General features: G+C 56.2%; 21 protein-coding genes and 1 pseudogene. 16 read left to right on the forward strand and 6 right to left on the reverse strand.

The window, feature by feature from the left end; all coding sequences use genetic code 11:
- Nucleotides 1-266: 266 nt before the first annotated feature.
- From WCA10_RS12155 to WCA10_RS12175, 5 genes are all read left to right on the forward strand, one after another.
- The gene (locus WCA10_RS12155; protein ID WP_472822790.1) at nucleotides 267-1157 is read left to right on the forward strand and encodes a glycosyltransferase family protein; all 891 of its coding nucleotides are present in this window, start codon (nucleotides 267-269) and stop codon (nucleotides 1155-1157) included.
- A gap of 95 nt (nucleotides 1158-1252) precedes the next feature.
- Nucleotides 1253-2578 carry an NAD(P)H-dependent oxidoreductase gene (locus WCA10_RS12160; RefSeq protein WP_472822791.1) on the forward strand — a complete coding sequence of 442 codons (1326 nt, stop codon included), beginning with the start codon at nucleotides 1253-1255 and terminating at the stop codon, nucleotides 2576-2578.
- Nucleotides 2575-3663, forward strand: coding sequence for a CDP-glucose 4,6-dehydratase (rfbG, locus tag WCA10_RS12165; RefSeq protein WP_472822792.1), 1089 nt, complete (start codon nucleotides 2575-2577; stop codon nucleotides 3661-3663). The genes WCA10_RS12160 and rfbG overlap by 4 nt, the downstream gene beginning before the upstream one ends.
- Before the next feature lie 122 nt (nucleotides 3664-3785).
- Nucleotides 3786-5108 (forward strand): protoporphyrinogen/coproporphyrinogen oxidase, encoded by a 1323-nt coding sequence (locus WCA10_RS12170; protein WP_472822793.1) that lies wholly within the window; start codon nucleotides 3786-3788, stop codon nucleotides 5106-5108.
- A gap of 50 nt (nucleotides 5109-5158) precedes the next feature.
- The gene (locus WCA10_RS12175) at nucleotides 5159-5809 is read left to right on the forward strand and encodes a PIG-L deacetylase family protein (RefSeq protein ID WP_472822794.1); all 651 of its coding nucleotides are present in this window, start codon (nucleotides 5159-5161) and stop codon (nucleotides 5807-5809) included.
- 95 nt (nucleotides 5810-5904) lie between these two features.
- Here the strand turns inward: WCA10_RS12175 and WCA10_RS12180 are convergent, their stop codons facing one another.
- On the reverse strand, nucleotides 5905-7011 hold the full coding sequence (locus tag WCA10_RS12180) for a hypothetical protein (protein ID WP_472822795.1): 1107 nt from the start codon (nucleotides 7009-7011) through the stop codon (nucleotides 5905-5907).
- Nucleotides 7012-7042: 31 nt separating this feature from the next.
- On the opposite strand from WCA10_RS12180, the gene WCA10_RS12185 reads away from it, so the two are divergent.
- Entirely contained in the window at nucleotides 7043-7624 is a 582-nt protein-coding gene (locus WCA10_RS12185; RefSeq protein WP_472822796.1) for a hypothetical protein, read from the forward strand.
- A gap of 943 nt (nucleotides 7625-8567) precedes the next feature.
- Here WCA10_RS12185 and WCA10_RS12190 read toward each other — a convergent pair.
- Nucleotides 8568-9719 carry a nucleotidyltransferase domain-containing protein gene (locus WCA10_RS12190; protein ID WP_472822797.1) on the reverse strand — a complete coding sequence of 384 codons (1152 nt, stop codon included), beginning with the start codon at nucleotides 9717-9719 and terminating at the stop codon, nucleotides 8568-8570.
- A gap of 278 nt (nucleotides 9720-9997) precedes the next feature.
- On the opposite strand from WCA10_RS12190, the gene WCA10_RS12195 reads away from it, so the two are divergent.
- Complete coding sequence (locus tag WCA10_RS12195) at nucleotides 9998-10435, forward strand: PqqD family peptide modification chaperone (protein WP_472822798.1); 438 nt, start codon at nucleotides 9998-10000, stop codon at nucleotides 10433-10435.
- Between the two features lie 190 nt (nucleotides 10436-10625).
- Entirely contained in the window at nucleotides 10626-11420 is a 795-nt protein-coding gene (locus tag WCA10_RS12200) for a hypothetical protein (RefSeq protein ID WP_472822799.1), read from the forward strand.
- 45 nt (nucleotides 11421-11465) lie between these two features.
- Here the strand turns inward: WCA10_RS12200 and WCA10_RS12205 are convergent, their stop codons facing one another.
- Nucleotides 11466-12047 carry a choice-of-anchor D domain-containing protein gene (locus tag WCA10_RS12205; protein ID WP_472822946.1) on the reverse strand — a complete coding sequence of 194 codons (582 nt, stop codon included), beginning with the start codon at nucleotides 12045-12047 and terminating at the stop codon, nucleotides 11466-11468.
- A 4-nt stretch (nucleotides 12048-12051) separates the two neighbouring features.
- Between WCA10_RS12205 and WCA10_RS12210 the strand changes: the two genes are divergently transcribed.
- On the forward strand, nucleotides 12052-12414 hold the full coding sequence (locus WCA10_RS12210) for a hypothetical protein (protein WP_472822953.1): 363 nt from the start codon (nucleotides 12052-12054) through the stop codon (nucleotides 12412-12414).
- Here WCA10_RS12210 and WCA10_RS12215 read toward each other — a convergent pair.
- Nucleotides 12381-14684 (reverse strand): annotated as a pseudogene (locus WCA10_RS12215) (beta strand repeat-containing protein); the annotation flags it as partial. The gene WCA10_RS12210 and the pseudogene WCA10_RS12215 sit on opposite strands and share 34 nt — an antisense overlap.
- Here WCA10_RS12215 and WCA10_RS12220 point away from each other — a divergent pair.
- A complete protein-coding gene (locus tag WCA10_RS12220; RefSeq protein WP_472822954.1) occupies nucleotides 14584-15015 on the forward strand; it encodes a hypothetical protein in 432 nt (143 codons plus the stop codon). The pseudogene WCA10_RS12215 and the gene WCA10_RS12220 overlap by 101 nt on opposite strands.
- Before the next feature lie 833 nt (nucleotides 15016-15848).
- Here the strand turns inward: WCA10_RS12220 and WCA10_RS12225 are convergent.
- The gene (locus tag WCA10_RS12225; RefSeq protein ID WP_472822947.1) at nucleotides 15849-16160 is read right to left on the reverse strand and encodes a helix-turn-helix domain-containing protein; all 312 of its coding nucleotides are present in this window, start codon (nucleotides 16158-16160) and stop codon (nucleotides 15849-15851) included.
- 278 nt (nucleotides 16161-16438) lie between these two features.
- Between WCA10_RS12225 and WCA10_RS12230 the strand changes: the two genes are divergently transcribed.
- The 5 genes from WCA10_RS12230 to WCA10_RS12250 all read left to right on the forward strand — a co-directional run bounded on the left by WCA10_RS12230 (nucleotide 16439) and on the right by WCA10_RS12250 (nucleotide 22234).
- A complete protein-coding gene (locus tag WCA10_RS12230) occupies nucleotides 16439-17299 on the forward strand; it encodes a hypothetical protein (RefSeq protein WP_472822800.1) in 861 nt (286 codons plus the stop codon).
- A 114-nt stretch (nucleotides 17300-17413) separates the two neighbouring features.
- A complete protein-coding gene (locus WCA10_RS12235) occupies nucleotides 17414-18436 on the forward strand; it encodes a 4-hydroxy-3-methylbut-2-enyl diphosphate reductase (RefSeq protein WP_472822948.1) in 1023 nt (340 codons plus the stop codon).
- 152 nt (nucleotides 18437-18588) lie between these two features.
- A complete protein-coding gene (gene shc, locus WCA10_RS12240; RefSeq protein ID WP_472822801.1) occupies nucleotides 18589-20595 on the forward strand; it encodes a squalene--hopene cyclase in 2007 nt (668 codons plus the stop codon).
- 95 nt (nucleotides 20596-20690) lie between these two features.
- The gene (gene hpnH, locus WCA10_RS12245) at nucleotides 20691-21809 is read left to right on the forward strand and encodes an adenosyl-hopene transferase HpnH (RefSeq protein ID WP_472822802.1); all 1119 of its coding nucleotides are present in this window, start codon (nucleotides 20691-20693) and stop codon (nucleotides 21807-21809) included.
- On the forward strand, nucleotides 21806-22234 hold the full coding sequence (locus tag WCA10_RS12250) for a hypothetical protein (RefSeq protein ID WP_472822803.1): 429 nt from the start codon (nucleotides 21806-21808) through the stop codon (nucleotides 22232-22234). Before hpnH ends, WCA10_RS12250 begins: the two co-directional genes overlap by 4 nt.
- Nucleotides 22235-22266: 32 nt before the next feature.
- On the opposite strand, the gene WCA10_RS12255 is transcribed toward WCA10_RS12250, so the two are convergent.
- Nucleotides 22267-23439 (reverse strand): VWA domain-containing protein, encoded by a 1173-nt coding sequence (locus tag WCA10_RS12255; RefSeq protein WP_472822804.1) that lies wholly within the window; start codon nucleotides 23437-23439, stop codon nucleotides 22267-22269.
- Nucleotides 23440-24172: 733 nt separating this feature from the next.
- Here WCA10_RS12255 and WCA10_RS12260 point away from each other — a divergent pair.
- Entirely contained in the window at nucleotides 24173-24463 is a 291-nt protein-coding gene (locus WCA10_RS12260; protein ID WP_472822805.1) for a hypothetical protein, read from the forward strand.
- Nucleotides 24464-24570 lie beyond the last annotated feature (107 nt).

Genomic DNA, 24570 nt, shown 5'->3' on the forward strand with positions numbered 1-24570 from the left:
AGCTGCTATTTAAATCAAAAACCTCATCGAAAATCTCAGAAAGTCGGTTAAGATGGAAGGCAGAACTCGGCGAACAAAACGATGCGCCTGCCTGAACTTTTAGCTGGCAATCAAACTTTGTGTGCATTCACATCTGCGACTTTATTGACTATGATCTGCACGAAGTTGGCGATCTCGCGCTAAAGCGGGTACCTGCGCTGACGAACTGCACGACTCGAACTCAGGGCAAGTGACTACCTCACGACGAGGATGCGGAGGGCAATTACATGAAAGTCGTGCTGTTCTGCGGTGGAATGGGCTTGCGTATCAGAGACGCCGCAGATATCCCGAAGCCGCTCGTTCAGATTGGGTACCGGCCGGTTATCTGGCACGTGATGAAGTACTACGCTCACCATGGGCATAAGGACTTTATCTTGTGCCTCGGTTATGGCGCCGATCAGATCAAGAGATACTTTCTTGAATACAGCGAATGCGCCTCCAACGACTTTGTTCTCTCGTGCGGCGGCAAGAAGGTGGAACTCTATAACAGCGACATCCACGACTGGCGGATCACCTTCGCCGATACGGGATTTGCTTCAAACATCGGGCAAAGGCTGAAGTCTGTCGAAAGGTATCTGGACGGCGAAGAGACGTTTCTCGCCAATTACAGCGACGGTCTGACAGATCTCCCGCTTCCCTTGCAGCTCGAAGACTTTCACCGCCAGCAGAAGGTCGCCAGCTTCCTTTGCGTGCTTCCGAACCTGAGCTATCACGTGGTCTCGATGGAGCCTGGTACGAGTCTTGTGTCCGGGGTTAACCCAATCAGAAATGGATCTGTACGCATTAATGGCGGCTATTTTGCGTTTCGAAAAGAGATATTCGATTACATGCGCGAAGGTGAAGAACTGGTCCTTGAGCCATTCCAGAGACTGATCGAGGAGAGACAACTCATCGGGTACACATACGATGGCTTCTGGGCCGGTATGGACACCTTCAAAGACAAACAGGAACTAGAAAGTCTCTGGGGGTCGGGTGCTGCGCCCTGGCACGTGTGGAAGGATAATGGCCATCTCTCCGCCGAGAGCAAGCCACACGCACCGGTTCCGGTGGTGGAGTTTTTGGATCGACGTCATGCAAATGGAAACGGGATAACGATGCCCCGCCAAGCCAGTAAGTAATTCGCCTTTTCCGACGGTGAGTTCGCCTGTCGCCCCACCGCAGGAACTCATCCGATTTAGGCTTCTTCGAGCCTTGTAACTGGAGAAAACCCACTATGAGTGTTGATACGGCACTACAAAAACGTGAATCCTCTGCCAATCCGATTCGTGTTGGAATTATTGGAGCCGGCGCAACAGGGCGAGCGATCGCCTTGCAGCTTGGAACGCCAGTGCCGGGAATGCGGCTTGTCGCCATTGCCAACCGCACGGCCGGGCATGCCGAGAGAGCGCTTCGGGAAGCAGGCTTCCTCAAGTGGGCGCGGGTGAATTCCGCAAGCGAAGCCGAGGAGCAAATCGCGCGTGGCGTACTGGCTTTAACGACTGACCCTGCCGTGCTGACCTCCTGCAGCGCCATTGACATTGTGGTTGAGGTCACGGGCAGCATTGAGCCGGCTGCGAATGTAGTGCTCGATGCGTTGAAGTATCGCAAGCACGTTGTCCTCGTTAATGCGGAGCTGGATTCGCTGATTGGCCCCATCCTCAAAGCAAAAGCCGACGAGGCGGGCGTTGTCATTACGCATACCGACGGCGATGAGCCAGGTGTGGCGATGACACTCCTCCGCTATTTACGCACCTTAGGACTTCGCGTAGTTGCGGCTGGAAACATCAAGGGTATGGTTGACTACTATCGCAATCCCGACACGCAACGAGCTTTCGCTGCGAAGCATGATCAAGATGTCAAGAAAGTGACATCTTTCGCCGATTCCACCAAGCTCTCAATGGAAACCACGGTCTTGGCGAATGCTACGGGTTTTCACGTCGGGCGCAGAGGAATGTACGGTCCAGCCTGTGAGTATGTCCGCCAGGTTGGAGACTTGCTGCCTGCCGACGAAATGCTCTCCACCGGACTTGTGGACTACGCGCTTGGCGCGGCTCCGCATACGGGAGCATTTGCGGTGGTCTACGAAGATGTTCCGCTCAAAAAGACCCAGCTGGCCTATTACAAGCTCGGCGACGGGCCTTTTTATGTCTTCTACACGCCATTCCATCTGCCGCACATTCAGATCGCGTCTACGATCGGCCGCGCGGTCCTGCAGCTGGATGCCACGGTCGCTCCCATTGGCGGACCCGTTTGCGAGGTTGTAGCCGTTGCCAAGCGCGATCTGAAAGCCGGCGAGCGCCTCGACGGAGTCGGCGGCTTCTGCACCTACGGGCTCATTGAGAACAGGTCTGCGGCTCGCGAAATGCGGGCTCTGCCCATCGGTCTGTCAGAAGGCTGCGTGCTTCGCAGGGATGTTGCCAAGGACGACGTTGTCTCCACGGAGGACATCCACCCAGCCGGCGAAACCCTTATCTGGAAATTGTGGCAGGAGCAGAATGATCGATGGCCGGCACAAGTGGAAGCCTTGAGCGCGGCACCTTCGCTTTCGGAGACTCGATGAGGTTGGAGCGCAGTTTCTGGAAAGACCGTCGTGTCTTTCTCACCGGACATACTGGTTTCAAGGGGAGCTGGTTATCGCTATGGCTCTCAACGCTCGGGGCAAAGGTCGTTGGATACGCGCTCGATCCGCCGACGAGCCCCTCGCTCTACGAGCAGGCTGAGGTGGCCGGTGTCCTTCAATCCATTATTGGGGACATTCGCGACTTGCCGCGGTTGAGCGCCGCGATTGCCGAATTCGAGCCGGAAGTCGTCCTCCACCTTGCCGCACAGTCTGTAGTCCGCACGGGCTACGAGAATCCAGTCGACACCTATGCGTCAAACGTAATGGGCACAGTGCACGTGCTTGAAGCTGTGCGCACCCTCAAACGCAAGTGCGTCGTGGTGAATGTGACGAGCGACAAATGTTATGAGAACCGGGAATGGGTCTGGGGCTATCGTGAAGTTGACCGAATGGGCGGTCACGATCCCTATTCAAATTCCAAAGGATGTGCAGAACTCGTCACCTCCGCCTTTCGCGATTCTTACTTTCCGCCCGAGTCTCTACACGAGCATGGCGTTGCGCTGGCCAGTGCTCGGGCCGGCAACGCAATCGGAGGGGGCGACTGGACGGCTTATCAATTGATCCCCGATCTCATGCGGGCATTCATCGCCGGGCAGCCGTGCCTGATTCGAAATCCGCTATCCTACCGCCCTTGGCAGTTCGTCCTTGAACCACTGCGTGGATACCTTCTTATCGCAGAGCGGCTTGCCGATAATGGGGCCGCATTCGCTTCCGGCTGGAACTTCGGCCCAATCGAAGGCGATGCCAAACCCGTCTCCTGGATCGCCGATACGCTTAGCTCAAAATGGGGCAAGGGAGCGTCCTGGATTCAAGACTCAGCCGTCTCCGCAAAGGAAGCGCGCGCACTCAAGCTGGATGCCTCAAAGGCCGGCGCATGCCTCAACTGGCACCCGATTCTCCGCATCGAACAGACGCTCTCCTGGATCGTAGAGTGGTATCAGGCGTTTGAAAGTGGTGGAGACCTGCGGGCTACAACTATTGAGCAAATTCAGCGTTACGAAAGACTGCTCTCAAGTTTTGTCTGAAATGGCACTTTTCTGGCAATCTGGTGCAAATTCAGGATAAGATTGGCTCAATTTCAGACGAATACAAGGATTGTTTTCACTTGGCAGTAGAAGATCCCCCTGGTTTTCAAGGAGTTCCCTCAATGTCTAATCCGAGTTTTGTTGTGATTGGATCCGGAATGGCCGCTTTCGGAGCTGCTTACCGTCTCCATTCGGAAGGTATCAGCCCTGTGATGTTTGACAAGAACTCCTACCACGGAGGGCACACAACTTCATTTAAAAATGAAGGCGGCTTCATTTTTGACATGGGTCCCCACATCTCATACACAAAGGACCCTCGAATTCAGGAGATCTTCGCCGACAGTGTTGACCAGAAATACGAGACGATACAGATCTATCTGAACAACTACTGGCGAGGCCACTGGCCTCAGCATCCTGCGCAGCTCCACCTCCATGGTCTGCCGCATGACATTGTGGTCAAGGTCATCAGTGATTTTGTCGAAGAGAAGAATGCTCCGGAACGCACCGTCCGCAACTATGCGGACTGGTTGTACGCGAGCTTTGGGAAGACTTTCTCAGAAACATTTCCCATGCAGTACACGAAAAAATACCACCTGACCGCGGCTGAAAATCTCAGCACTGACTGGCTTGGGCCGCGCATTTACCGACCCAGCCTTGAGGAGGTACTGCTGGGCGCTTTGTCTCCCACCGCTCCTCACGTCCATTATGTGACGAACTTCCGGTATCCGACTGCCGGCGGATTCGTGCGGTATCTCACTAAATTTGTTCCGCTCGGCAATCTCAAACTCGGCCACGAACTGACTGCGATCGACCCGAATTCGCACGAGCTCTCATTCGCCAATGGCGTAACTGCCCGGTATGACCAACTGGTCTCGTCTGTGCCACTTCCAGAACTGATTCCGATGATCAAGGGAGCGCCTTCCGATGTCGTTGATGCAACCCGGCGCCTGGCCTGCTCCACCTGCGTCCTGGTGAACCTGGGCATCAACCGCGAAGACATTTCCAAGGCTCACATGACGTATTTCTATGATGAGGACATGTGCTTTGCTCGATTGGGCTTCCCGCACATGCTATCTACACAGAATGCTCCTCCGGGAATGGGCAGTATCCAGGCAGAGGTCTACTTCTCTTCAAAGTACAAACCCTTTACCGGAAAGCCTGAAGATTGGATTGAGCCTGTCATTCGCGATCTCCGCCGGTGTGGTCTGCTGCGCGACGAAGATCAGATTATGACCAAGGAAGCGAGACTGCTGAAATATGCCAATATCATCTTCGATCTGGAGCGAGCCGAGGCCGTGAAGACCGTTCACGCCTATCTCGACGACATTGGAATCTCTTATTGCGGCCGCTACGGGGAATGGGGATACCTCTGGACGGACGAAAGCTTCAAGAGCGGAGAGAAGGCCGCCGAGCGCGCGCTGTCTGGCGCACTTACCCAGCGGTAAGGTTCTTCCGTGAGCACCGTAGCTTAAGATAGGACCTGGCCCTCTAACTCATGATCGATTTGAAGTTGAATCTGAAACAGAATCGTCCGCTGACGATTCTCTGCCTCGGCGCGCATTCCGATGACATCGAGATCGGCTGTGGCGGAACCATCCTTCGGCTCATCAGTGACTATCCTGGATGCCGTGTGCACTGGGTTGTCTTCAGTGCGCTCGGGGTTCGAAAAGAAGAGGCGCAACGTGGTGCTGACGCCTTCGCTGGCCGGGAGCAAATTGGATCCTTGCATCTTCACGAGTTTGTCGATGGGTTTATGCCCTACAACGGCGAGAAGGTGAAGGGCATCTTTGAAGAGCTTAAGACAGTGTCACCGGATGTGATTTTCACCCACCGCGGCGAGGATGCGCACCAGGATCATCGTCTTCTCTCTGAATTGACGTGGAACACCTTCCGCAACCACTTCATCCTTGGATACGAGATTCCGAAATACGATGGCGATATGGGTGCTCCGAGCGTCTTCGTACCGCTCGACCAGACAATCTGCGACCGGAAAGTGGATCAGCTCATGAACACATTCCACTCTCAGGCCAACAAGCATTGGTTCGATAGAAGCGTGTTTCTTGGCCTGATGCGCCTGCGCGGGATGGAATGCAATTCTGCCAGCGGCTACGCCGAGGCCTTCTACTGCCGCAAGCTGGTGCTCTGAGTTCAGAGCAGAACCGGGAAAGCCCTCATCGAAAACAGCGCGAACACCATCCCCCAACCATTGCTGGTGAGAGACGGGTTCGCACAGGACCGTATTTACGGAATGGTGACATTCGTTACGTTCGACGGAGGGCTTTCAACACCTGTTGAGTCGACGCTCTTGACGACATAGTCGTACGAGTCTCCGCTCTGGACTGTGCTGTCAGTGTAGCTTGTCGTTGCATCCACAGAGGGATTCAGCAAGTCATAGGCCGAAGCACCTGCTGCTGAACGATAAACGTTATAGCCCACAACAGGAACCTCAGAAGAGGCCGGAGCATTCCAACTCAACTGGACCTTATGCTGCACGGCGGGCGCCGACGAACTTGGTTGAAGTTGAATTGCTTGAGTCTGGGACACACTGCCTGTCGTCGCGGTCAGAGTTACGGTTACCGGTGAGACGACTGACGATGCGATCACACTAAAGCCGGCGACTGCGGAACCGGTGGGTACAGTTACCGAGGCCGGCACCTGCAGTAGAGCGTTACTGCTTGTGAGTGTAACTACCGTTGAACTTGTCGCGGGCGCACTGAGATAAACCGCGCATGTATCGGTTGTCAGGGCAATCAATGTCTGCGTCGTGCACGAAACCTTGCTCAGCGTGGGCGTGACCGCTGCGGTGGGGTAAAGAGTGATCACGTCGGTAAGCGAGACACCACCCGCGGTCGCAGAGAGGGTGGCGTTTTGAGTGGTGCTTACCGCAGACGCCGTTACGCTGAAGGCAGCGGAGTTCGCACCTGTGGCCACGGTCACTGATGCAGGCGCCTGCAGCGCGCCGCTGCTGCTTGAGAGTGTCACTACCATCTGGCTCGTCGCGGCTGCACTCAGAGTCACAGAGCAGGACTTGGTCTGTGCTCCCGTAAGCGATGCCGTCCCACAAGAAAGCCCGCTCAACTTTGCGACGGGTGCAATGACAGGGGCGGGGGACAGAGTGATCACGTCAGTCTGCTTCACTCCACCAGCAATCGCAGTCAGCGTCACCTTTTGAGCAGTGCTTATGGCCGATACCGTCACGCTGAAGGCCGCAGTCGTTTCACCGGCGGCGACATTCACCGAGGCTGGTGTCCGCAGTGCGCTGCTGCTGCTCGAGAGCATCACGGTCGTCTGGCTTGCGGCTGCTGCGCTGAGGTAAACCGCGCACGACTCGGTCGCGGGGCCTGTCAATGTCTGCGAGCCACACGAAACCTTGCTCAACGTGGATACAGGCGCAGGCGCGCCGGCGGGGGCGTATACGAGGATTGACTGGGACTTGGACACGGTGCCCATGGTCGCGGTCAGCGTCGTCTTTTGCGTACTGCTCACGGCTGATGCAGCGACGCTGAAGCTTGCCGACGTCTTACCCGCGGCTACATTTACTGAAGGCGGTGGCTTCAGTGTGTTGCTGCTGCTCGAAAGCATGACCTCTGTCTGGGCAGCGGCGGCAGCGCTCAAATTTACCGAACACGTTATAGTCGCCGGCCCGGTCACCGATTGCGTCGCACACGAAAGATTGCTCAGTGCCACAGGCGCAGGGTCAGGGCCAGCGACTGGGTCGAGCGTGATGACTTCCGTTTCGGTGACGCCACCCGCCTTTGCCGTAATCGTCACGCTCACTGATTTGTTGACGGCTTCGCTAACAGCGTTGAATTCCGCAGTTTTTGCTCCTGCTGCAACTACGACTGACGCCGGGACGACAAGCGCCGGGTTGCTGCTCGACAAAGACACTGAAGTTGCGCTTGTCGCTGCGTCGCTCAGATACACCGAGCAGACTTTTGTTTGCGCTCCGGTCAATGACTGAACGCCACACGAAACCATGGTCAACACGACCGCACTCGGCGTGCTTCCCGAACCTGTCTGCGACGAACTTTTGTTGAAGGTCACGCCTCCGCAGCCGGACAATATTGAGACGACGGAAACGGCCAGAAGGGCCAACGTGCTACTGCGGATGGCTCTCTTTGTAAAAAGAAATAGGATTGGGTAGGAAATGGTAGAAGCAAAAAAACTGTAAACGACTTGATTGCCTTTTCGCTTATCTGCCGGCTGACCGGCAAGTTCGTGGCCGAACACCGGCCAAAATCCAGACTGGTACATCTACTTCTCCTCAGCAGGTGCGTGCGCACCTTTGTTCTAAAAGCCAATGCGCTCGCGGGCGATTTGCCGCCGCAAAATAGAAGAATGATCAATACTGCTTAGCAATAAACGGCGAACGGAAATTTGGCGGAACGGATTGCCTGAAGCGAAGCGAACTTCAGGCGCAAAGGGTTGTTGTCACTCCTCCTTCCTGACCCTCGGCCGCGATCGACGGGCAGAAACACAACCCTCCCGTGCGCGTGTCGCTGGTTCTTTAAGCGGCAAACGGAGACATCCTTCAGTTGCTGAAGCCTTGTTCGTACAGATCGCAGGACAAATGCCAGCTGGCGATCAATACGCTGAACAGTCTTTCTAGCCCAGAGCAGGATGCGAAATACTGCCAGACTCGGCGCACAAATTTACGCGTGTGCTTTGTTGTGGCCCGTGGATTCGAAAATCTCTAGCAGCACTGATGCAAGGCAGCGACCAAAGTGCGAGAGGTACATTACTTTGGTTGCAGACCCAATAAATTCTAGAAGTTGACGTATTTATGGGCGGGTTTTCAACAGGCACTCGATCTTTGGCGATCACTGTGATCGTGTAAATGTTTCATGCTTGAGTAGTATCTACAAAGTAAATCTTGGAGAGTCTGGCTTGGAGAGTCTGGGGCTCTACCGCGCTGAACGGTCAATCAGAAAGCGGAAGGGGCGTATCACGTAGTAAAGCGATTCCAGAGCCTTGGGCAGTTTTACAACCGCCCGATCCTGCTCGTTGGGCCGCAAGAATTCGGGCGACAAAATGACCCCAGCCCGATCCCGGAATCCGAGAAGCTGTATGTTGTACGGAATCCGTCCAACCGGCATACTGCCCGGTGCCACAACAACGTTCTCATCCAGGAACTCGGCAAGCTTTCGAGCCGTCCGATCCCTATCAAACCGCCGCGAGACCGCAGTCGGCACTTCTGCGCCGGCGACGCGCTGGGCCAGCATGACTCCCAGTGCGAGGCATCGCCATAACCCCACGCGGTTTGCTTCCCGTCGCGCCAGTTCCCAGTCCAGTTCCGGTTCGCTCGCAAGCATCTTTGCCACGTCGCAAATCCAGATCAGCCTCGACCATGCGTGCTTGCTGCCGTGCATGCAGAGCATCAGAAGTTCCGAAACCGCGTCGAAATGCGGCACCTCTGCTCCCGCTAGCCTGGCTGTCCTCCGCGCGTTCCAAACCCAGTCCATTCCAAGGTTGTATTTGTATCGAGGCTGGGTCAGCTCGAGTTGCCAGCGCAGTTCCAGCACCATCCCGTCCGCCGCGCGCTCGAAGTGGTATTCGAAGTAGTTTTCCGCAACGGGAGAGCCATCCTCCCGCACCTTTGTAATAACTTCATATCCGCGGTCTTTCAAGATGCGTGTGGCCGGCAGCAGATCGCGATAGTAGATCAGAACGTCCAGATCGCCCGCGGTCCGCGCCGTCATGTCGCCGTAAGCTGAAGCACCCAGCACCACGCCCTTGAAGGGCATTGCGGGAATTCCAGCCAGTTCAAACGCACTGAGAACCTGAAGCAGTTCGGACGCATTCGCGAAGCAGTGAAACGCATTGCGTTCGAACTCGCTTCGGAGAAGCTCCAGCGCCTTTGGTGGAATGGCCGCTCTGTTGGCGGCAAGCGCGGCGTAGAGCATCGGCAAAATGCCGTGGTGCCTTGCGGCCTCGATAGCCACATCCCAACAGGAGATCTGCGTCGCCAGCTTCGCAACCGTCTTTCCACCGGTTGCAGAGTGCGGCTGAACCACTGCCCGCAGCAGGTTGCCGGTGTCGCGATCGAGAACCTTCATTCCCGCCTTCCATAGCACTTACAGTCTGTATAACATGCCTTTACCAATTCTCCCGCGATTAGAGCAACGAGGTCCGGCTTTCCACACTCTCCCCAAATCCAAAGTTTTTGCATGTCCCCGGAAAGTACCATGCTGGGGAGATTACCGAAAGACCTCCGCCATTACTTCGGACAAGCTCGCCAAGCAAGTTAATGTATTGCCCTTTGGCTTGCCTCCGATATTCTGCTCGTGAAGTTGCAGCGATTCCCACATCGCAGTGCGAAACAAGGAGAGTCCCGATGCAAGTTGAACGTGTAAATGCGAAAGATTTGGTTGTCAACTCCATGCCTGACGGTTCTCGCGTCGTACGCAACTCAAACAACGAAACGGTATTCGCGATGAACGCGACTGCTGCAGCTGCCTGGGACGCTTGCTCCTCCGCTATCACCGTCGCCGGAGTGGCTGACGAGATGCGTCGTAGCTTTGATCCCAACGTCACGGACGAACTTGCGGAAGCTTGCATCCTTCAGTTTCAGGAAAAGAATCTCGTGAAGATTTCGGGAGCGTCTCCGAAAGCGACTCGTCGCGAAGTGCTTGCGGGGTTAGGTGCAGTTGCGCTTCCTCTAGTGGTGTCGCTCACCATTGGTGAGCAAAAGGCGCACGCGCAGCATGCCAGCTCGGCCGACTATCACGGTCCGCGTGCCGATGTTCCGAAGAACCACAAACGCAACTTCTGATCAGAGTTTTAGCAAGACTCGATCACTGAACCAGAGAAACGAATTCGTTCGTAGATTCCACAACTTTTTCCCGGATCTGCTGGACATCGTTCCCTGCCTGGGTTGCGGAGCGCGATGCAGTACCTAAAGCCAAAAATGGCGGCCGAGCAGGGCCGCCATTTTTGTTTCCGCGTCAATTACTCTTTTAACCATGGCCTCTCGTGGTAATTTTGTCTTCGGTATTCGCGCTTTCGACTCCTCCATTTTGGTTGAAAGCGCCGACTCCGAAATTCGCGATGCGCTTGACCGCTATATATTCCCACCGTTGCCGCGCAGCGAGCCTGCACCATCCTCTCCGGATATACATCTATTTGTCGACAGGGAAGAGGACCGCTTTCGGGTCGAGGTCGACCAGAAGTTTGCAGTATCCGCCGTCACGCTCCACGATGCCTCCCTTGGCGCCGTAAAGGCACTCGACGACGTGGTAGTCCATCGCATGAAGATGTATCGGGCCATACATGCGGGCGCTGTGCTCATCGAGGGCAGGGCACTGCTGGTTCCGGGCTCCTCGCACGCGGGGAAATCTTCTCTGGTTGCCGAGCTTCTTCGCCGCGGCGCGTCCCATTTTTCCGATGAGTATGCTCTCATCGACGGCCAGGGACGCATCCACTCTTACCCTCGGCCGCTTCTCCTTCGCAAGGGAGGTCTGCTGCAGACGCTTGTTCTACCGGAAGAACTAGACTCCCGCTTTGCCACGAACCCTGCGCCCGTAGGTTGGATTCTGGCCCTCGACTACAGTCCGGGTGCGACGTGGGATGTTCAGGAGATGTCGCAGGGGGAAGCGGTCATGCTTTTGCTGCGTAACACTCCTCATGAAATCGCGAAATCTCCCGAAATGATCGACTTCTTTCTGCGCGTTGCCGACAAAGCGGTTTGTTTTGCAGGAGCGCGCGGCGATGCCGCTGAAGCAGCAACCCAAGTATTCGATCTGATCAGCCACAAATAAACGCGCCGCCCGAGTATGGGCGGCGCGCATGTTCGCTGAAGCGCTTTATGGAATGGTAACAGTGGTCGTGTTTGATGGTGCGCTTTCCATCCCCGATGAGTCCACGCTCGTCACGTAGTACTGATAGGTCTGTCCAGTTTGGACCGATGTATCGACGTATGCAGTTTGAATGTCCATCGAATTTAATACGACGAATGAACTGCCCGTGCCCAATGCGCGATATATGTTGTAACCCGCGACCGGAACGCTGGAATTTGACGGGGGCACCCAGCTTAACTCCACTTCATGCGGATTGCCCGTCCCGCTGAGAGTTATTGCCAATGTTGGATTCGTCGACGAGTTGCTGCCGATGCTCAATTGGCCCGCAGCTGCGCCTACTGCCGACGGGTTGAAAGTTAGCGTTACCGTGATCGCTTGTCCCGGGTTCAGCGTTTTCGGCAGGCTCAGGGGCGAAGCCGAGAAACCGCTGCCGGTTACTGACAACGAATTCACCGTCACTGGCGCCGTGCCAGTTGAATTGAGCGTAATGGTCTGCGTCGTTGAATTGTTCACAACCACCGGGCCAAAGGCGATGCTCGTTGCATTCACGGTCAGTGTCGGGGTCGCGGCGTTTAGCTGCAGGGACACCGCCTTGGAAACGGTTCCTGTCGATGCAGTCACAGTTGCGGACTGTGCGCTGGAAACCGAAGCCACATTTGCTGTGAATGTCGCGCTCGTTGCGGCTGCAGCTACGGATATGGCGCTTGGCACCGTCACTGCGCTGCTGCTGCTGGCGAGCCCAACGCTTACACCTCCGCTTGGCGCAGAACCCGACAAGCTCACCGTGCACGAATCCGCCATGGATCCAGTGATGGTTGTGGTGTTGCAGGTTATGGCGCCGATGGTTGGAGTCACTGTTGTCCCGGCGCCGGTAAGGCTTACCGTAGCTGTGGACGCATTGCTCGAAATCGTCAGCTGTCCGGTTGAGGAGTTGGCTGATGCGGGATTGAACTGAACTGTTACTACAGTCGCCTGTCCGGGATTCAACGTAACAGGGAAACTTCCTCCCGTAACCGAGAATCCCGTTCCGGAAGCCGTGGCGGCGCTGATCGTGACCGCGACCGTGCCGCTCGCGGTGACTGTCACCGATTTCGTGATCGACGTTCCTAAGGAGACGTTGCCGAAGGAGAGAGATGTCGTGCTCAGGCTGAGTCCAGGCGTGGCTGCATTGAGTTGCAAAGCAACTGCCTTGGAAGTGCTCCCCGTCGTCGCGGTTAGGGTTACAGACTGCGTGCCGGTCACGGAGGACACATTTGCAATGAAGGACGTACTTGTCGCCGCTACCGGAACGGTCACCGAACTGGGCACTGAAACGGCGGCGTTACTTGATGCGAGGATGATACTCACGCCGCCTGCCGGCGCAGAACCCGACAGACTCACTGTGCAGGCGTCCGCCATCGACCCTGTGATGGATGTGCTGTTGCAGCTTACGGCGCTGATGGTTGGAGTCAACGTTGTCCCGGTGCCACTAAGGCTTACCGTAGCTGGCGACGCGTTGCTTGAAATCGTCAGTTGCCCGGTTGTCGAGTTCGCTGATGTGGGATCAAACTTGACAGTAAGTACCGTGGCCTGTCCCGGATTCAGCGTGACAGGGAAGCTTCCTCCCGCAAGGGAGAACCCCGTCCCTGACGTCGTAGCGGCGTTGATCGTGACTGCGGCGGTGCCGCTGGAGGTAACTGTCACCGAATTCGCGACTGCGGTACCAACCGGAACATTGCCGAACGAGAGTGATGTCGTACTCAACTTCAGTGCGGATGTGGCTGCATTTAGTTGTAGTGAAATTGCCTTGGCATTACTGCCCGTAGATGCGGTCAGAGTTGCAGATTGCGTGCTGGTCACCGAGACCACACTTGCTATGAAGGACGTACTCGTTGCTGCCGCGGGAACGGTCACTGAACTGGGCACCGAAACCGCGGAGTTACTGGTTGCGAGCACGACGCTCACGCCACCCGCCGGCGCAGAACTCGACAGTGTCACTGTGCAAGAGTCAGCCATCGATCCAGTGATGGAAGTACTGCTGCATTTCACAGCACTCACCCCCGGAGTAACCTCTGTTCCCGTCCCGCTCAGACTGACAGCCACCGAAGGCGCATTGCTCGACAAAGTTAACTGTCCGGTGACTGAACTTGCCTGGGTCGGATCAAATTGAACCGACAGCACCGTAGACTTCCCCGGATTGAGAGTGACAGGGGAGGTCCCTCCCAACATCGAGAAGCCTGTCCCCGTGATTGAGACAGAGTTGATGCTGGCCGGCGCCGTACCGCTCGAGGTGACCGTTACTGACTTTGTGACCGCCGTGCCAAGCGAAACATTGCCGAATGCCAGCGAATTGGCGCTGAGGCTCAGCGCCGGTTTTGTTGCATTCAGTTGCATTACAAAGCTCTTTGAAGAAGCATTCGCACTCGCTGACAACGTCGCTGTCTGCGATGTGCTTACGGAGGCTACATTTGCATTGAATGAGGCCGCAGACGTGCCAGAGGCTACGGACACGGCCGCTGGGACTGTTACCGAACTGCTGCTGCTTGCCACGCTTACGCTAAGACCGGCAGACGGAGCCGCCGAAGTCAAGGAGAGGGTGCATACCGTCGTGGCCGCACCCGTAAACGAACTGCCTGCACATGAGAGTGCGCCGATAGAAGGCGTCAACGGCGCTGCCGAACCACTCAGATTGATCGAAGTTGTCTTTGAGACCTTTCCTAGCTTTGCGGTCAGTGTGACCGTCTGCAAAGCCGTCACGGCCGATGTGTATGCCGCAAAAGTCGAACTCGTGGCGCCGGAGGGGACCACAACTGAGGCCGGAACCGTCACAGAGCCGCTGCTGCTCGCGAGGTTAACCGTAAGTCCGCCCTTCGGAGCCTGCGCACTCAATGACACGGTGCAAGTATCTGTTCCTGCCACGACCATGGTAGTACTCGCGCAACTCAAACCTGTGAGAGTAGCCGAGGACGAACTGGAACCCTTTCCATGCAACTTCACCCAGCCTGCCACGGTTTCATGCTTGGCAGTCATCGCAGTGACGCTCAGTTGGCCGGTTGAGTCAGTCGCCGACGCCGGGGCATAGTTCACCTGTACGCTCATGCTCTTGCCAGCGGGCAGGGGAGCCTGCACCGCAGTTGGATCCACCGTGAAGGCACTGCCCGATATGCTCAACTGCCCGATCTGCACTGAAGTGGCGCCCGAATTCGTGATGGACACGCTCCGAGATACGGGTACCCCGACGCTCACGTCGCCAAAATCGATCGTCGAAGGACTTACGGACAGCACAGACGAGCTTTGGTTTGCCGACGAGAATGCGCCAGAGTTTGAACCACAGCCCGCGAGACCGGCTGTAATTGCCATTGCTGCCAATCCCAGCGCCATGGCCCAGCCCTTTTTTGATCCACTGAAACGGCCTTTTGTCTGGTTGACTGCTGGACGAGCGGTTACAACTTTATCTTCAATAACGGAAAATGAAATATTGCAGAATCTATCCATCGACATCACCTGTTCCAAAGTTCCTGATAATCCCGTCACCGATGCAGAAAGCTCGCTGATCTTGCCGCAGGAGAACCGATGACGCGCACCGGATGACTACATGCAGAATCGCCCTTGGATGGGGTGAGGTACAGGTGACGATGGTCACGGATGTGGTATGTACTGATTACCTTTGTACTCAGTTTGCAACATATTGAGACATTTAAGTTTGAATCAAGTAAGTAACCCGAAGGTGGTACTTAAAATAGGGCTAGATTTCAGATTGTAAAGGCGAAGTAGAGTGACTAGTAACCTCGAAAACAGTTACCCCGTTTGGCTCAAGGAAAGGCGCACGTCCCTCGCGCAAACGACGCATTTTGCGCGAGAAACCTAATCCTCGCCAGGTTTGAGTCAATCCACTCTACGCATCGGCATCCCAGCGATTGACGTTGGCTTATTTCATGTCGATTGGACGCGGCGCGTTCGCGATCGGAATTTCGCCGCTAGCGAACCCATTCCTGAGTGTTGTTCCCAGTGATTATCCGAGTGGATCGCCAGAACAACATTCAAAGGCGCTGAACGCTGTGGCAACTGACAGTGGGAGGACTGTCCTTATCGGGTGACGGATCGGATGATCTGAGATTGGGTTGCGGGACCGTATCAGAAGAGAATGCGTTCCGATTTACACGGGAATCTTGCACACGCCTGCCAATAGACGGCACCGTCGTCATTGCCTTAAAGGCAAAACAAAGGAACAATCATTAACCAGTAGAGGGAAACGAATGCGAGGTGATAAGGGGCACTCGCTCAACGATCACATCAGAGCCCTGCACGTTCGCCTGGATCGGGCGGAGAAAGGGTCGAATTGCATGTTCGATGCAGTCGTTACGAGGCTCCCTTGTTGCGAAACCCCGCAGCAGTGTGCAGGTGCAGCTGCTATCCCAGCTTTTGGTTGCTGCCGGCTATGTCCACCGGGATTTGCACAGTTGTCTGTTGAAAGAGCCATTCAGCATCGCAGCCGAGCACTTGGGCGATTTGTTCCTGCATCTGTTTCCCAGGCGCTCGAACTCCGTTGATAATCCGGCTGAGGTAGGCCTCGTCGATGCCGACGAGTCTTGCCAGGCGATTTTGACGCATGCCGGTTGTATAGACCCTGAGCTTGAGATTGGGGTAGATTGACCGCTCTTTCACGATGGCGGGATTTTCGCTTTTATTCGCATTCTGAGGAAGAACCGCATTCGTTTCCATCGTCACGTTTATGCTCCGCTGCCAACGAAGTAACAGACCTTGACGTTAGGGCACCTGACAAGTAGTTGCCAGACCCATTTGGTAATCCGGCTGGATTTTTGTGGTAATGCCGTGAAGTTACTGATGCTGCTCGCACATCGCCGTAAAGGCCGCTCAACATCGTCGCTGCTTCCGACGCTCATAGATGGCCCCGAGAATTAACCCTCGGGCGATGGCGATCAGAACCAGATTCATGATTTCCTGAACTCTCGCCAGATTTGGACGATTGGAGAGTACGTATGATCGCACAAAGACTTTTCACCAGTTGGGAGCGAGCCATTCTCATTCTCTCGATTGCACCTCTGCTTGGTAGTGGATGCAGCAGGGACCGGGGCAATGCAAAGAGTCCAGCGGCTGTGGTCTCGAGCGATGCGAGAGGCGAGCATTTCTACAGGACATCGTTTCCGCAGATCGAGAATCCAATCAGCGAAAGCGGAGTCTGGGTCGGGGGAAGCAGTGCAGGCGCGAGTATCCGGGCAGGAGGAAGTCTCTGGTCGAGAGGGCGTCTGTGGGGCAATGTACAAACCAATCACAGCGTCGCTTATGGCGTCGATGAGCCTACCGAGTTCGGTGATCCAACTGCAATTCTTGCCGGGTCGTGGGGTCCTACCCAGTCAGTCACGGCAACCGTCCACATCAATAATGTGCCCATGGGCGGCTGCTGCCATGAAGTCGAGCTGAGATTGAGAACAACGATTACGTCCAGGAGCATCACGGGATACGAAGCCTACTGCAGCGTGATGTCTGACAATCAGTATTGTCATATCGCGCGTTGGAATGGCCCCAACGGCAGTTACTGGAATTTCGAGACGGGAAGCAGCGCCACTTATCTCGCTGAAGGCGACGTCATAACAGCTACGGCCACCGGTACAAATCCAACCGTGATTATTCTCTACAAGAATCGCAGGAAAATCCTGGAGGCGAAGGATACTGGTGCGGCGGGGGGCGGATTTGGAGCATTTGGACCCTGGATTTCGGGAGGCCCTGGCATCGGTTTCTATGACAATCACGATCGAAATTGGGAATCCTTTGGATTCTCCTCATTCAGCGCAACCGATAGCAGCCGCCCCGCAATTCTGCGCCAAATGGGACTTCCCTAGGGGGATCCAGAATCTGAACCTGACACCAGTGAACATGTATGAGGAACCAAGCTGATATCCCACCCTCCGCGACCTCGGAAGGGGTCCACTCATTGGTATAATGGTGCTGTGACTATAACCACGCTTGATTCAGTCCCCAACAGCGTCCAGGGCGAGAATTCCCCCAGTCAGAAGCGGGTTCTTCTGCTCAAACCGCGCGGCTTCTGCGCCGGCGTCGTTCGAGCAATCGACATCGTCAAGATCGCTTTGGAAACCTTTGGCGCGCCCATTTACGTCCGGCGCGAGATTGTTCACAACCGCTATGTTGTGAACGAATTGGCCGAGAAGGGTGCGATTTTCGTACACGAGATCGATGATGTTCCGGATGGTCAGCGCGTGATTTACTCGGCTCACGGCGTTTCGCCAGCCGTGCGGGAACGGAGTAAGGGCCGTGGTCTCAAGGTGATAGACGCAACCTGCCCGCTGGTCACGAAGGTTCACATTGAGGCGGTCAAATTTGCAAAGCAGGGCTATTCGCTGGTCCTGATTGGGCATCGTGACCACGATGAGATCGAGGGTACCCTTGGCGAAGCTCCCGATGTGACACAAGTGGTTTCGAATGTGGCCGAAGTTGCGGCTCTCCAAGTCCCGGATCCAAACCGGGTGGCCTATCTGACCCAGACGACACTCTCGCTCGACGAAGCGCGGGACATCATCCACGCTTTGAAAGAGAAATTCCCGAATATTGCGGGACCGCACTCGCAGGACATCTGCTATGCGACGGAAAATCGCCAGGTTGCGGTGCGGAATGTGGCCCACAATGCGGACATGGTGCTGGTGGTTGGGTCGACGAATAGTTCGAACTCCAACCGACTGGTTGAGGTTTCCCGGAATCTTGGAACGATCGGGTACCTGATTGATAACTCCCAGGCAATCAACCCGAAATGGCTTGAGAAGGTGTCGACGGTCGCGGTGACTGCAGGCGCATCGGCCCCGGAAGTGCTCGTGGAGGACGTGGTCAATTATTTGCGTCAAAACGGCTACTCCAACGTCGAAGAGGTTGAGGTAATGCCCGAAAATGTGCGTTTCGGCCTGCCTCCGGAGATCATCCAAGCCATCGGTGGACCGGGCGGTACGCAAGCCGTGCCGGTTCGTTAGGGTGCATAGCCGGACTGTTGGAGACATCAATCCTGCGTACGTGTGTTCCGGGCCATTCATGGTTCGGCAGATCGGCCCCTCTTCGCAAGAAATGACGCATCTAATCGCGTGAATTCCAGGTATTTTTGTTTGATAAAGGATCAGTTATCGCAATGGGTATTCAGCAAGGACAGAGAAAATCCGCGGCACCGAGGTTCGGCCGTCTGGATGCGGCCCTTGCTGATGTGGAATCGGCAATTGATCGCTCACGCGAGTATCTGCTTTCGCTGCAGCACGCCGATGGGTACTGGAGCGGGGAACTTGAAGCGGACGCGATGCTGGAGGCCGATTACATCTTTCTGCACACGCTGCTCGAGTCGGGAGATCCCGAACGCCTGAAACGCGCATGCACCGAAATGATGCGGTATCAGAAAGAAGACGGCAGTTGGAGCCTCTATCCCGGCGGTCCCGGCAACATTTCGCTTACCGTGAAATGTTACTTTTCAGCGAAGCTGATGGAGATTCCGGTGAGCGATCCCCGGCTGGCAAAGTGCCGCGAGTGGATCCTGGCGCACGGCGGAGTGGTGGAATGCAACACCTTTACAAAGATGTATCTTTGTGCGCTCGGGCAATATGACTACGACGCTGTGCCCGCAATTCCACCGGAGATTGTTCTCTTTCCCAACTGGTTCTATTTCAATATCTATGAGATTTCAGCGTGGTCGCGTTCGATTCTGGTGCCGCTCGCGATCATCTACGCGAAGAAACCATTCAAGAAGATTTCGCCCGAGCATAGCATCGATGAGCTCTTTATCGGCGGTCGTGCAAACGCGAGCCTTCGTCTTCGCTGGGATTCGAAGAATCTGATTTCGTGGCGAATTTTTTTTATTGTTATCGATCGCATTACGCATTGGTTTGAAGCGGTGCATATCCGTCCGTTGCGCAAGTTCGCCTTGAAGAAGGCGGAGCAGTGGATGCTGGAACGGCTGGAGATGTCGGACGGCCTCGGCGCCATCTACCCGGCGATGATGAACGCGATTATTGCACTGCGCTGCCTCGGGTATTCGGAAGACGATCCGCAGGTGATTCGCGCGCGCGATGAATTTGAGAAGCTCGGAATTGAAGAACCGGCCAACGACGTGATGCCTGAGCCAACGTTCCGCATGCAGCCGTGTATGTCTCCGGTGTGGGATACGGCGCAGGCGCTGTATGCACTGGGAGAGGCAGGCGTTCCCCGCACCGATCCGCGGATGTTGAAGGCTGCCGATTGGCTTTTGTCGAAGGAAGTGCGGCACAAGGGCGATTGGGCCGTGAAAGCTCCGAAGACCGAGCCGGGCGGTTGGTACTTCGAGTTCAATAACGAGTTCTATCCCGATACAGATGACACGGCGCAGGTTCTGCTCGCGCTGAGCAAGGTCGACAATCCGCGCGAGCGTTATCAGCACCAGGTGGAGCAGCGCGCGATTGAGTGGGAGTTTGCCATGCAATGCCGCAATGGCGGCTGGGGCAGCTTCGACAAAGACAACACCAAGATGATCTTCCAGTACATTCCGTTCGCGGATCATAATGCGATGCTGGATCCGCCGACGGTGGATATTACGGGACGCATGCTGGAGATGCTGGCCTGCTACGGGTATACCCGTGCCGACAAGCGAGTTGAAAAGGCCATCAAGTTCATTCTCAGCGAGCAGGAGCCGGACGGAAGCTGGTTTGGACGCTGGGGGGTTAACTACATCTACGGCACATTTCTGGTGCTTCGCGGGCTGGATGCGATCGGGTTTGAACACAACGAGCCGCAGGTTCAGCAGGCGGCGGAGTGGATTCGCATGGTGCAGAACGCCGATGGCGGATGGGGCGAAACCTGCGGCAGTTATGATGATCCCAATACGCGCGGGGTTGGACCAAGCACACCTTCGCAGACGGCATGGGCGCTCCTTGCGTTGCTGGCAGCCGGTGACGATCGGTCAGACTCAATTGCCAAGGGTGTGCGCTGGTTGCTGGCGCGCCAACTTGCGAATGGAAGTTGGGACGAATCGATGGGTGAAGGCGCAAAGCGCGAGGGCATCATCACGGGAACGGGTTTCCCAAAAGTGTTTTATCTGGCATACACGATGTACCGGCAATACTTCCCACTCATGGCGTTGACGAGCTACGTGCGGACAATCGAGGGCGCTTCTTAGGTTAGGAATTGGTTTCAAGCAACGTTTGGTTGCGCTTCTTGGAAAGAACGAAAACAGAATTGAACGGGGCTACTGCCCCCAAGGGATAAACAAGAATGGCTGTTCCGATCTCACAGATGTGGACGGTTGCCACCTATGTACTGAAGAAGCGCTTCAGCGGCAACAAGCGCTATCCGCTTGTGCTGATGCTCGAGCCGCTTTTCCGCTGCAACCTGGCGTGCGCCGGCTGCGGCAAGGTGCAGTATCCGCCCCATGTGCTGAAGCGCATGCTCACGCCGGAGGAATGCTTCAGCGCGGTGGAAGAGTGCGGTGCGCCAATGGTCTCCATCCCCGGCGGTGAGCCGCTCCTGCATCCGCAGATCGTGGAAATTGTGAATGGACTGATTGCGCGGAAAAAGTACATCTACCTGTGCACGAACGCGCTGGAACTAAAGAGGCGCCTGCCGGAGTTCACTCCATCGAAATACCTGACATTCTCTGTGCATCTCGACGGCGACCGCGAACACCATGACTTCTCAGTTTGTCGCGAGGGCGGATATGACCTGGCGGTCGAAGGAATCAAGGACGCGGTGAAGCGCGGCTTCCGCGTCACGACCAATGCGACGTTCTTTGACGGCACCGATCCGAACAATGTGCGTGGCTTCTTCGACGACGTGATGGCGATGGGCGTCGAGGGTATCGTGCTGTCTCCGGGCTACAGCTACGAGATGGCGCCGGATCAGCAGCGGTTTCTGGGGCGCGCGCGTGTGCGGAGACTGTTCCGGACGATCCTGTCGAACCGGAAGAAGACGTGGAAGTTCAACATGTCGCCGCTGTTTCTGGAGTTCCTGATGGGCGACCGCAAGTACGAGTGCACGCCTTGGGGCTCGCCTGCGTACAACATTTTCGGTTGGCAGCGGCCATGCTACCTGCTACAGGATGGATACGCGGAGACGTTCCAGGAGCTGCTGGAGACGACGAAATGGGAAGAGTATGGCGTCGCATCGGGCAATCCGAAGTGCGCCAACTGCATGGTGAGTTGCGGTTATGAGCCTTCCGCAGTGATCGATGGGTTTGGTTCGCTGCGAGGAATCTGGGGGATGATTCGCGGGACGTTCTCGACTTACAAGGATGAGCACGCGCTGCGGCTGCTGAATGAGCCTGCGCCGCATGGGCCGGCGACTCTGGTGCAGATCGAGCACGGCGCGCGGAGCCTGGAGGAGACGAACGCATGACCGGTGAAGTTGCGAAGTACACGATCGAGCAGATCGAATCACTGGAACTCGCGCCGGGAACCGAACACGAGCGGCTCGAAGGATGGATTCCGGAGCTTGCCAGTGACGATGACCTGCGCAATGCGCTCGAAAAGGCCTTCGACTATCGCGGGGACGTGACAATCACGACCAGGAGCGGCGAGCGGATCGAAGCATACATCTTCAATCGCTCGACCGGAGCGAGTTTAGTCGATTCCTACGTGCAGTACTTTTCGCCGAAGTCTACGGCAAAGTTGAAATTGAGCTACGCCGAGATCGCGCGGCTCGAGTTCTCGGGCAAGGATCGCGCTGCCGGCAAGCACTGGGAAGACTGGCTAAAGGCTTACAACGAGCGCAAGGCGGCGGGGGAAAAGAACATCGCACTGCACCCGGACGCGCTGGAGTAATTGCGCAGGAAACTCAGAAATAGACTCTGGCATCAAGGCTCGGTGTAGTACGCGGTCATGGTGCGTACGTGCAGGTCAGGCCTGTTCACCTTCACTTCGAGCGAGTGCAACTCTACTCCGTTCTGTGCCGGCGGCGGGCTGAACGAAACTGCGTAATACCAGTCGGCGTCGTCGAGTAATTTAGCAAGGTCCGCCGCAATGTCGCTGCTTGTCGCCATCACGCGGCCGCCGGTTTGTTGAGCAAGGACCTGTAATGCGAGGCTGCCCGGCCCGGCATATTCCGGCGATGCAGTTCCTGAAGTCAATTGAGGCAAATTCACACGTGCGATCTCGGATTCGCGCGTCGCATCGCGTGGGCCTACTTGATCGACGGTCACCTGTGCCGCACGCAGATCGTGAAGCACGGATACAGTCTCCGCGAAGAACCCTTTCCGCGCCTTTGGCGATAATTGCTGAAACTCGACATCCGAGAGAAGGGGCCACCCGGGGCCGACCCAGATGAGGATGGTTCTGCCTCCGACGGCGAGCTGCTTTTGCGCAATGCCATCGAGCGCTGAAATCGAGTCCTTGAAGTGCTGCTCGAGGCATGTGGCAACGCCCACCGCGCGATCGCCAATGTTGCTGGAGCCCAGAGCACCGACGCCACCCGCGGTGGCTTGCCCTTCCGAAGCATCCACCGGAGCACAGACATTGGAGTGGAGGTTCTTCGTGATGCCGACGAAGGCGCGGCCCACCGCGTTGCGATCGGTGGTTGCAGCGGTCGCCTTGAGGTGGCCACTCGACAAGAGGACGAATGAGGTTGGGTAGGGGAGCGGACCGTGGGCCCCGGCGAGGAACTTGAAGATGCCGGCCTTCTCCGCTTCGAGCGCAGGGGAGGTGCTGTTGACTGCATCGAGTACGATGACAATTTCGGTGGCATCGTTCATGGCCTGGCCGTCGATGGCGTGGAATGCTGCGAGCTTGCGGGAATGGTGGTTGTCGAGGATTGTGAAGTCCTGTGCGTCGAGGTCGGTGACGGGCTTTCCTGCGGCGTCGGTTACCTGAACGTTGAGCGTGATGCGATGGCTGGCCTGGAATTCGCGTTCGCGCTCTTCCCTGGTGCGCGTCTTGAGCGTCGGCGTCTGGGCGGAGACGATTTGCGCGGTGAGGGCAAGGAACATCAGGCTCGCTGCGGCGGTGCTCCGGCGAGCTTGGAAATGCCTCATTGGTCGAGCAAACCTCATGCGCCTACGATACTCGGACGGTGGTGTTATTTCATGGGTAGCCAGAGCGGCGGGGTGCCTGCGTACTTTGTTGATACTTCGACTACCGTGTCTCCTCCGTGTTGTGTGTTCGTTCTCCGGGATACCCCCACCCCATCTCTGGGAGGAAGTTCGCCTTTTCAGTGGGTTACGGGGTTTAAAACCTGCAAAGTCGTCCAAGCAAAGAAGTTAGATACAGAGTCCTCTGAGCATTGGACTTAGAAGGAGGGTTCGGGCGTCAGGGGTCAGAGATGCTCCCGGAACGTTGTTGCTCTGGGGTCAGTAAGGGCTTCACCGTGTGAAACTGCGTTCGACACCGTTCATCGGCGGTTGGCCAGATAGATTCAGCGTAGGCCAATTGGCGAAATAACCTGCAAACACGGGGAACTTTTTTAGCGTTTGCTTTGAGGGTGTTAGAGGGCAGTGATGGAATTTGGGGCTTGACGTCGAGAAATCGAAATGTCCCAGGAGTTTCGGTCGCCCCCTACTGGATGGATGTCTGCCGCTATCGTCAGCCGCAACTTGCCGCCCGCTCATGCGTCTAAACACTGGTGCGACTTGCCCCGCATCAACTCTGTTTTGAAGAATCCACGAATCGTCTGTAAGATATCGTGCAGACCTTATCGCCGAAGTAGGCCACGATTTCAGAATCTCCCCTGCCGCACGCTGACAGCCGTCTGGCTTCCCCGGAGGTCACATGAACCGCGATTGTAAAGAGGGGCTGCGCCTTCGTCTGCACTTTGAACACACCCTGAAAGAATGGGGGTGGTTCGACGCGTACGAACAGGCTCTCGAACTTATTCCGGTCGGGCTTCCCCAAGTCCACGAGTTCAAAAGAGAAGCACAGCACGCGAACGCGGATCTAATTAAATCCCGTCACGCCTATGTCGAGCACATGGCACGTTGTCTTGTGTGCAGCAGACGGCTTATCACTTCCGACGCCGTGATTTCGATCCGGGAGAAACTGAACACGTCCCAGCTTCAATGATCGGGACGGCGCATCTCCGGGGCTGGATTATTCTCAATGGCTGATTTCCCATGGCTGTCCCTTCAGTTTCGCCTCGGTTTGTCCTGGGCTATTCCCGCTTCGTCCCT

This window comes from Occallatibacter sp., from assembly GCF_049582745.1.
In the GTDB taxonomy this organism is placed as follows: Bacteria; Acidobacteriota; Terriglobia; order Terriglobales; family Acidobacteriaceae; genus Telmatobacter.

What these genes read in the sequence shown, in the direction of transcription:
- WCA10_RS12175 (WP_472822794.1), top strand. Translation starts at nt 5,159, where the DNA reads ATGATCGATTTGAAGTTGAATCTGAAACAGAATCGTCCGCTGACGATT.
- WCA10_RS12170 (WP_472822793.1), top strand. Translation starts at nt 3,786, where the DNA reads ATGTCTAATCCGAGTTTTGTTGTGATTGGATCCGGAATGGCCGCTTTC.
- WCA10_RS12190 (WP_472822797.1), bottom strand. Translation starts at nt 9,719, where the DNA reads ATGAAGGTTCTCGATCGCGACACCGGCAACCTGCTGCGGGCAGTGGTT.
- rfbG (WP_472822792.1), top strand. Translation starts at nt 2,575, where the DNA reads ATGAGGTTGGAGCGCAGTTTCTGGAAAGACCGTCGTGTCTTTCTCACC.
- hpnH (WP_472822802.1), top strand. Translation starts at nt 20,691, where the DNA reads ATGGCTGTTCCGATCTCACAGATGTGGACGGTTGCCACCTATGTACTG.
- WCA10_RS12155 (WP_472822790.1), top strand. Translation starts at nt 267, where the DNA reads ATGAAAGTCGTGCTGTTCTGCGGTGGAATGGGCTTGCGTATCAGAGAC.
- WCA10_RS12225 (WP_472822947.1), bottom strand. Translation starts at nt 16,160, where the DNA reads ATGGAAACGAATGCGGTTCTTCCTCAGAATGCGAATAAAAGCGAAAAT.
- WCA10_RS12250 (WP_472822803.1), top strand. Translation starts at nt 21,806, where the DNA reads ATGACCGGTGAAGTTGCGAAGTACACGATCGAGCAGATCGAATCACTG.
- WCA10_RS12255 (WP_472822804.1), bottom strand. Translation starts at nt 23,439, where the DNA reads ATGAGGCATTTCCAAGCTCGCCGGAGCACCGCCGCAGCGAGCCTGATG.
- WCA10_RS12260 (WP_472822805.1), top strand. Translation starts at nt 24,173, where the DNA reads ATGAACCGCGATTGTAAAGAGGGGCTGCGCCTTCGTCTGCACTTTGAA.
- WCA10_RS12195 (WP_472822798.1), top strand. Translation starts at nt 9,998, where the DNA reads ATGCAAGTTGAACGTGTAAATGCGAAAGATTTGGTTGTCAACTCCATG.
- WCA10_RS12160 (WP_472822791.1), top strand. Translation starts at nt 1,253, where the DNA reads ATGAGTGTTGATACGGCACTACAAAAACGTGAATCCTCTGCCAATCCG.
- shc (WP_472822801.1), top strand. Translation starts at nt 18,589, where the DNA reads ATGGGTATTCAGCAAGGACAGAGAAAATCCGCGGCACCGAGGTTCGGC.
- WCA10_RS12230 (WP_472822800.1), top strand. Translation starts at nt 16,439, where the DNA reads ATGATCGCACAAAGACTTTTCACCAGTTGGGAGCGAGCCATTCTCATT.
- WCA10_RS12200 (WP_472822799.1), top strand. Translation starts at nt 10,626, where the DNA reads ATGGCCTCTCGTGGTAATTTTGTCTTCGGTATTCGCGCTTTCGACTCC.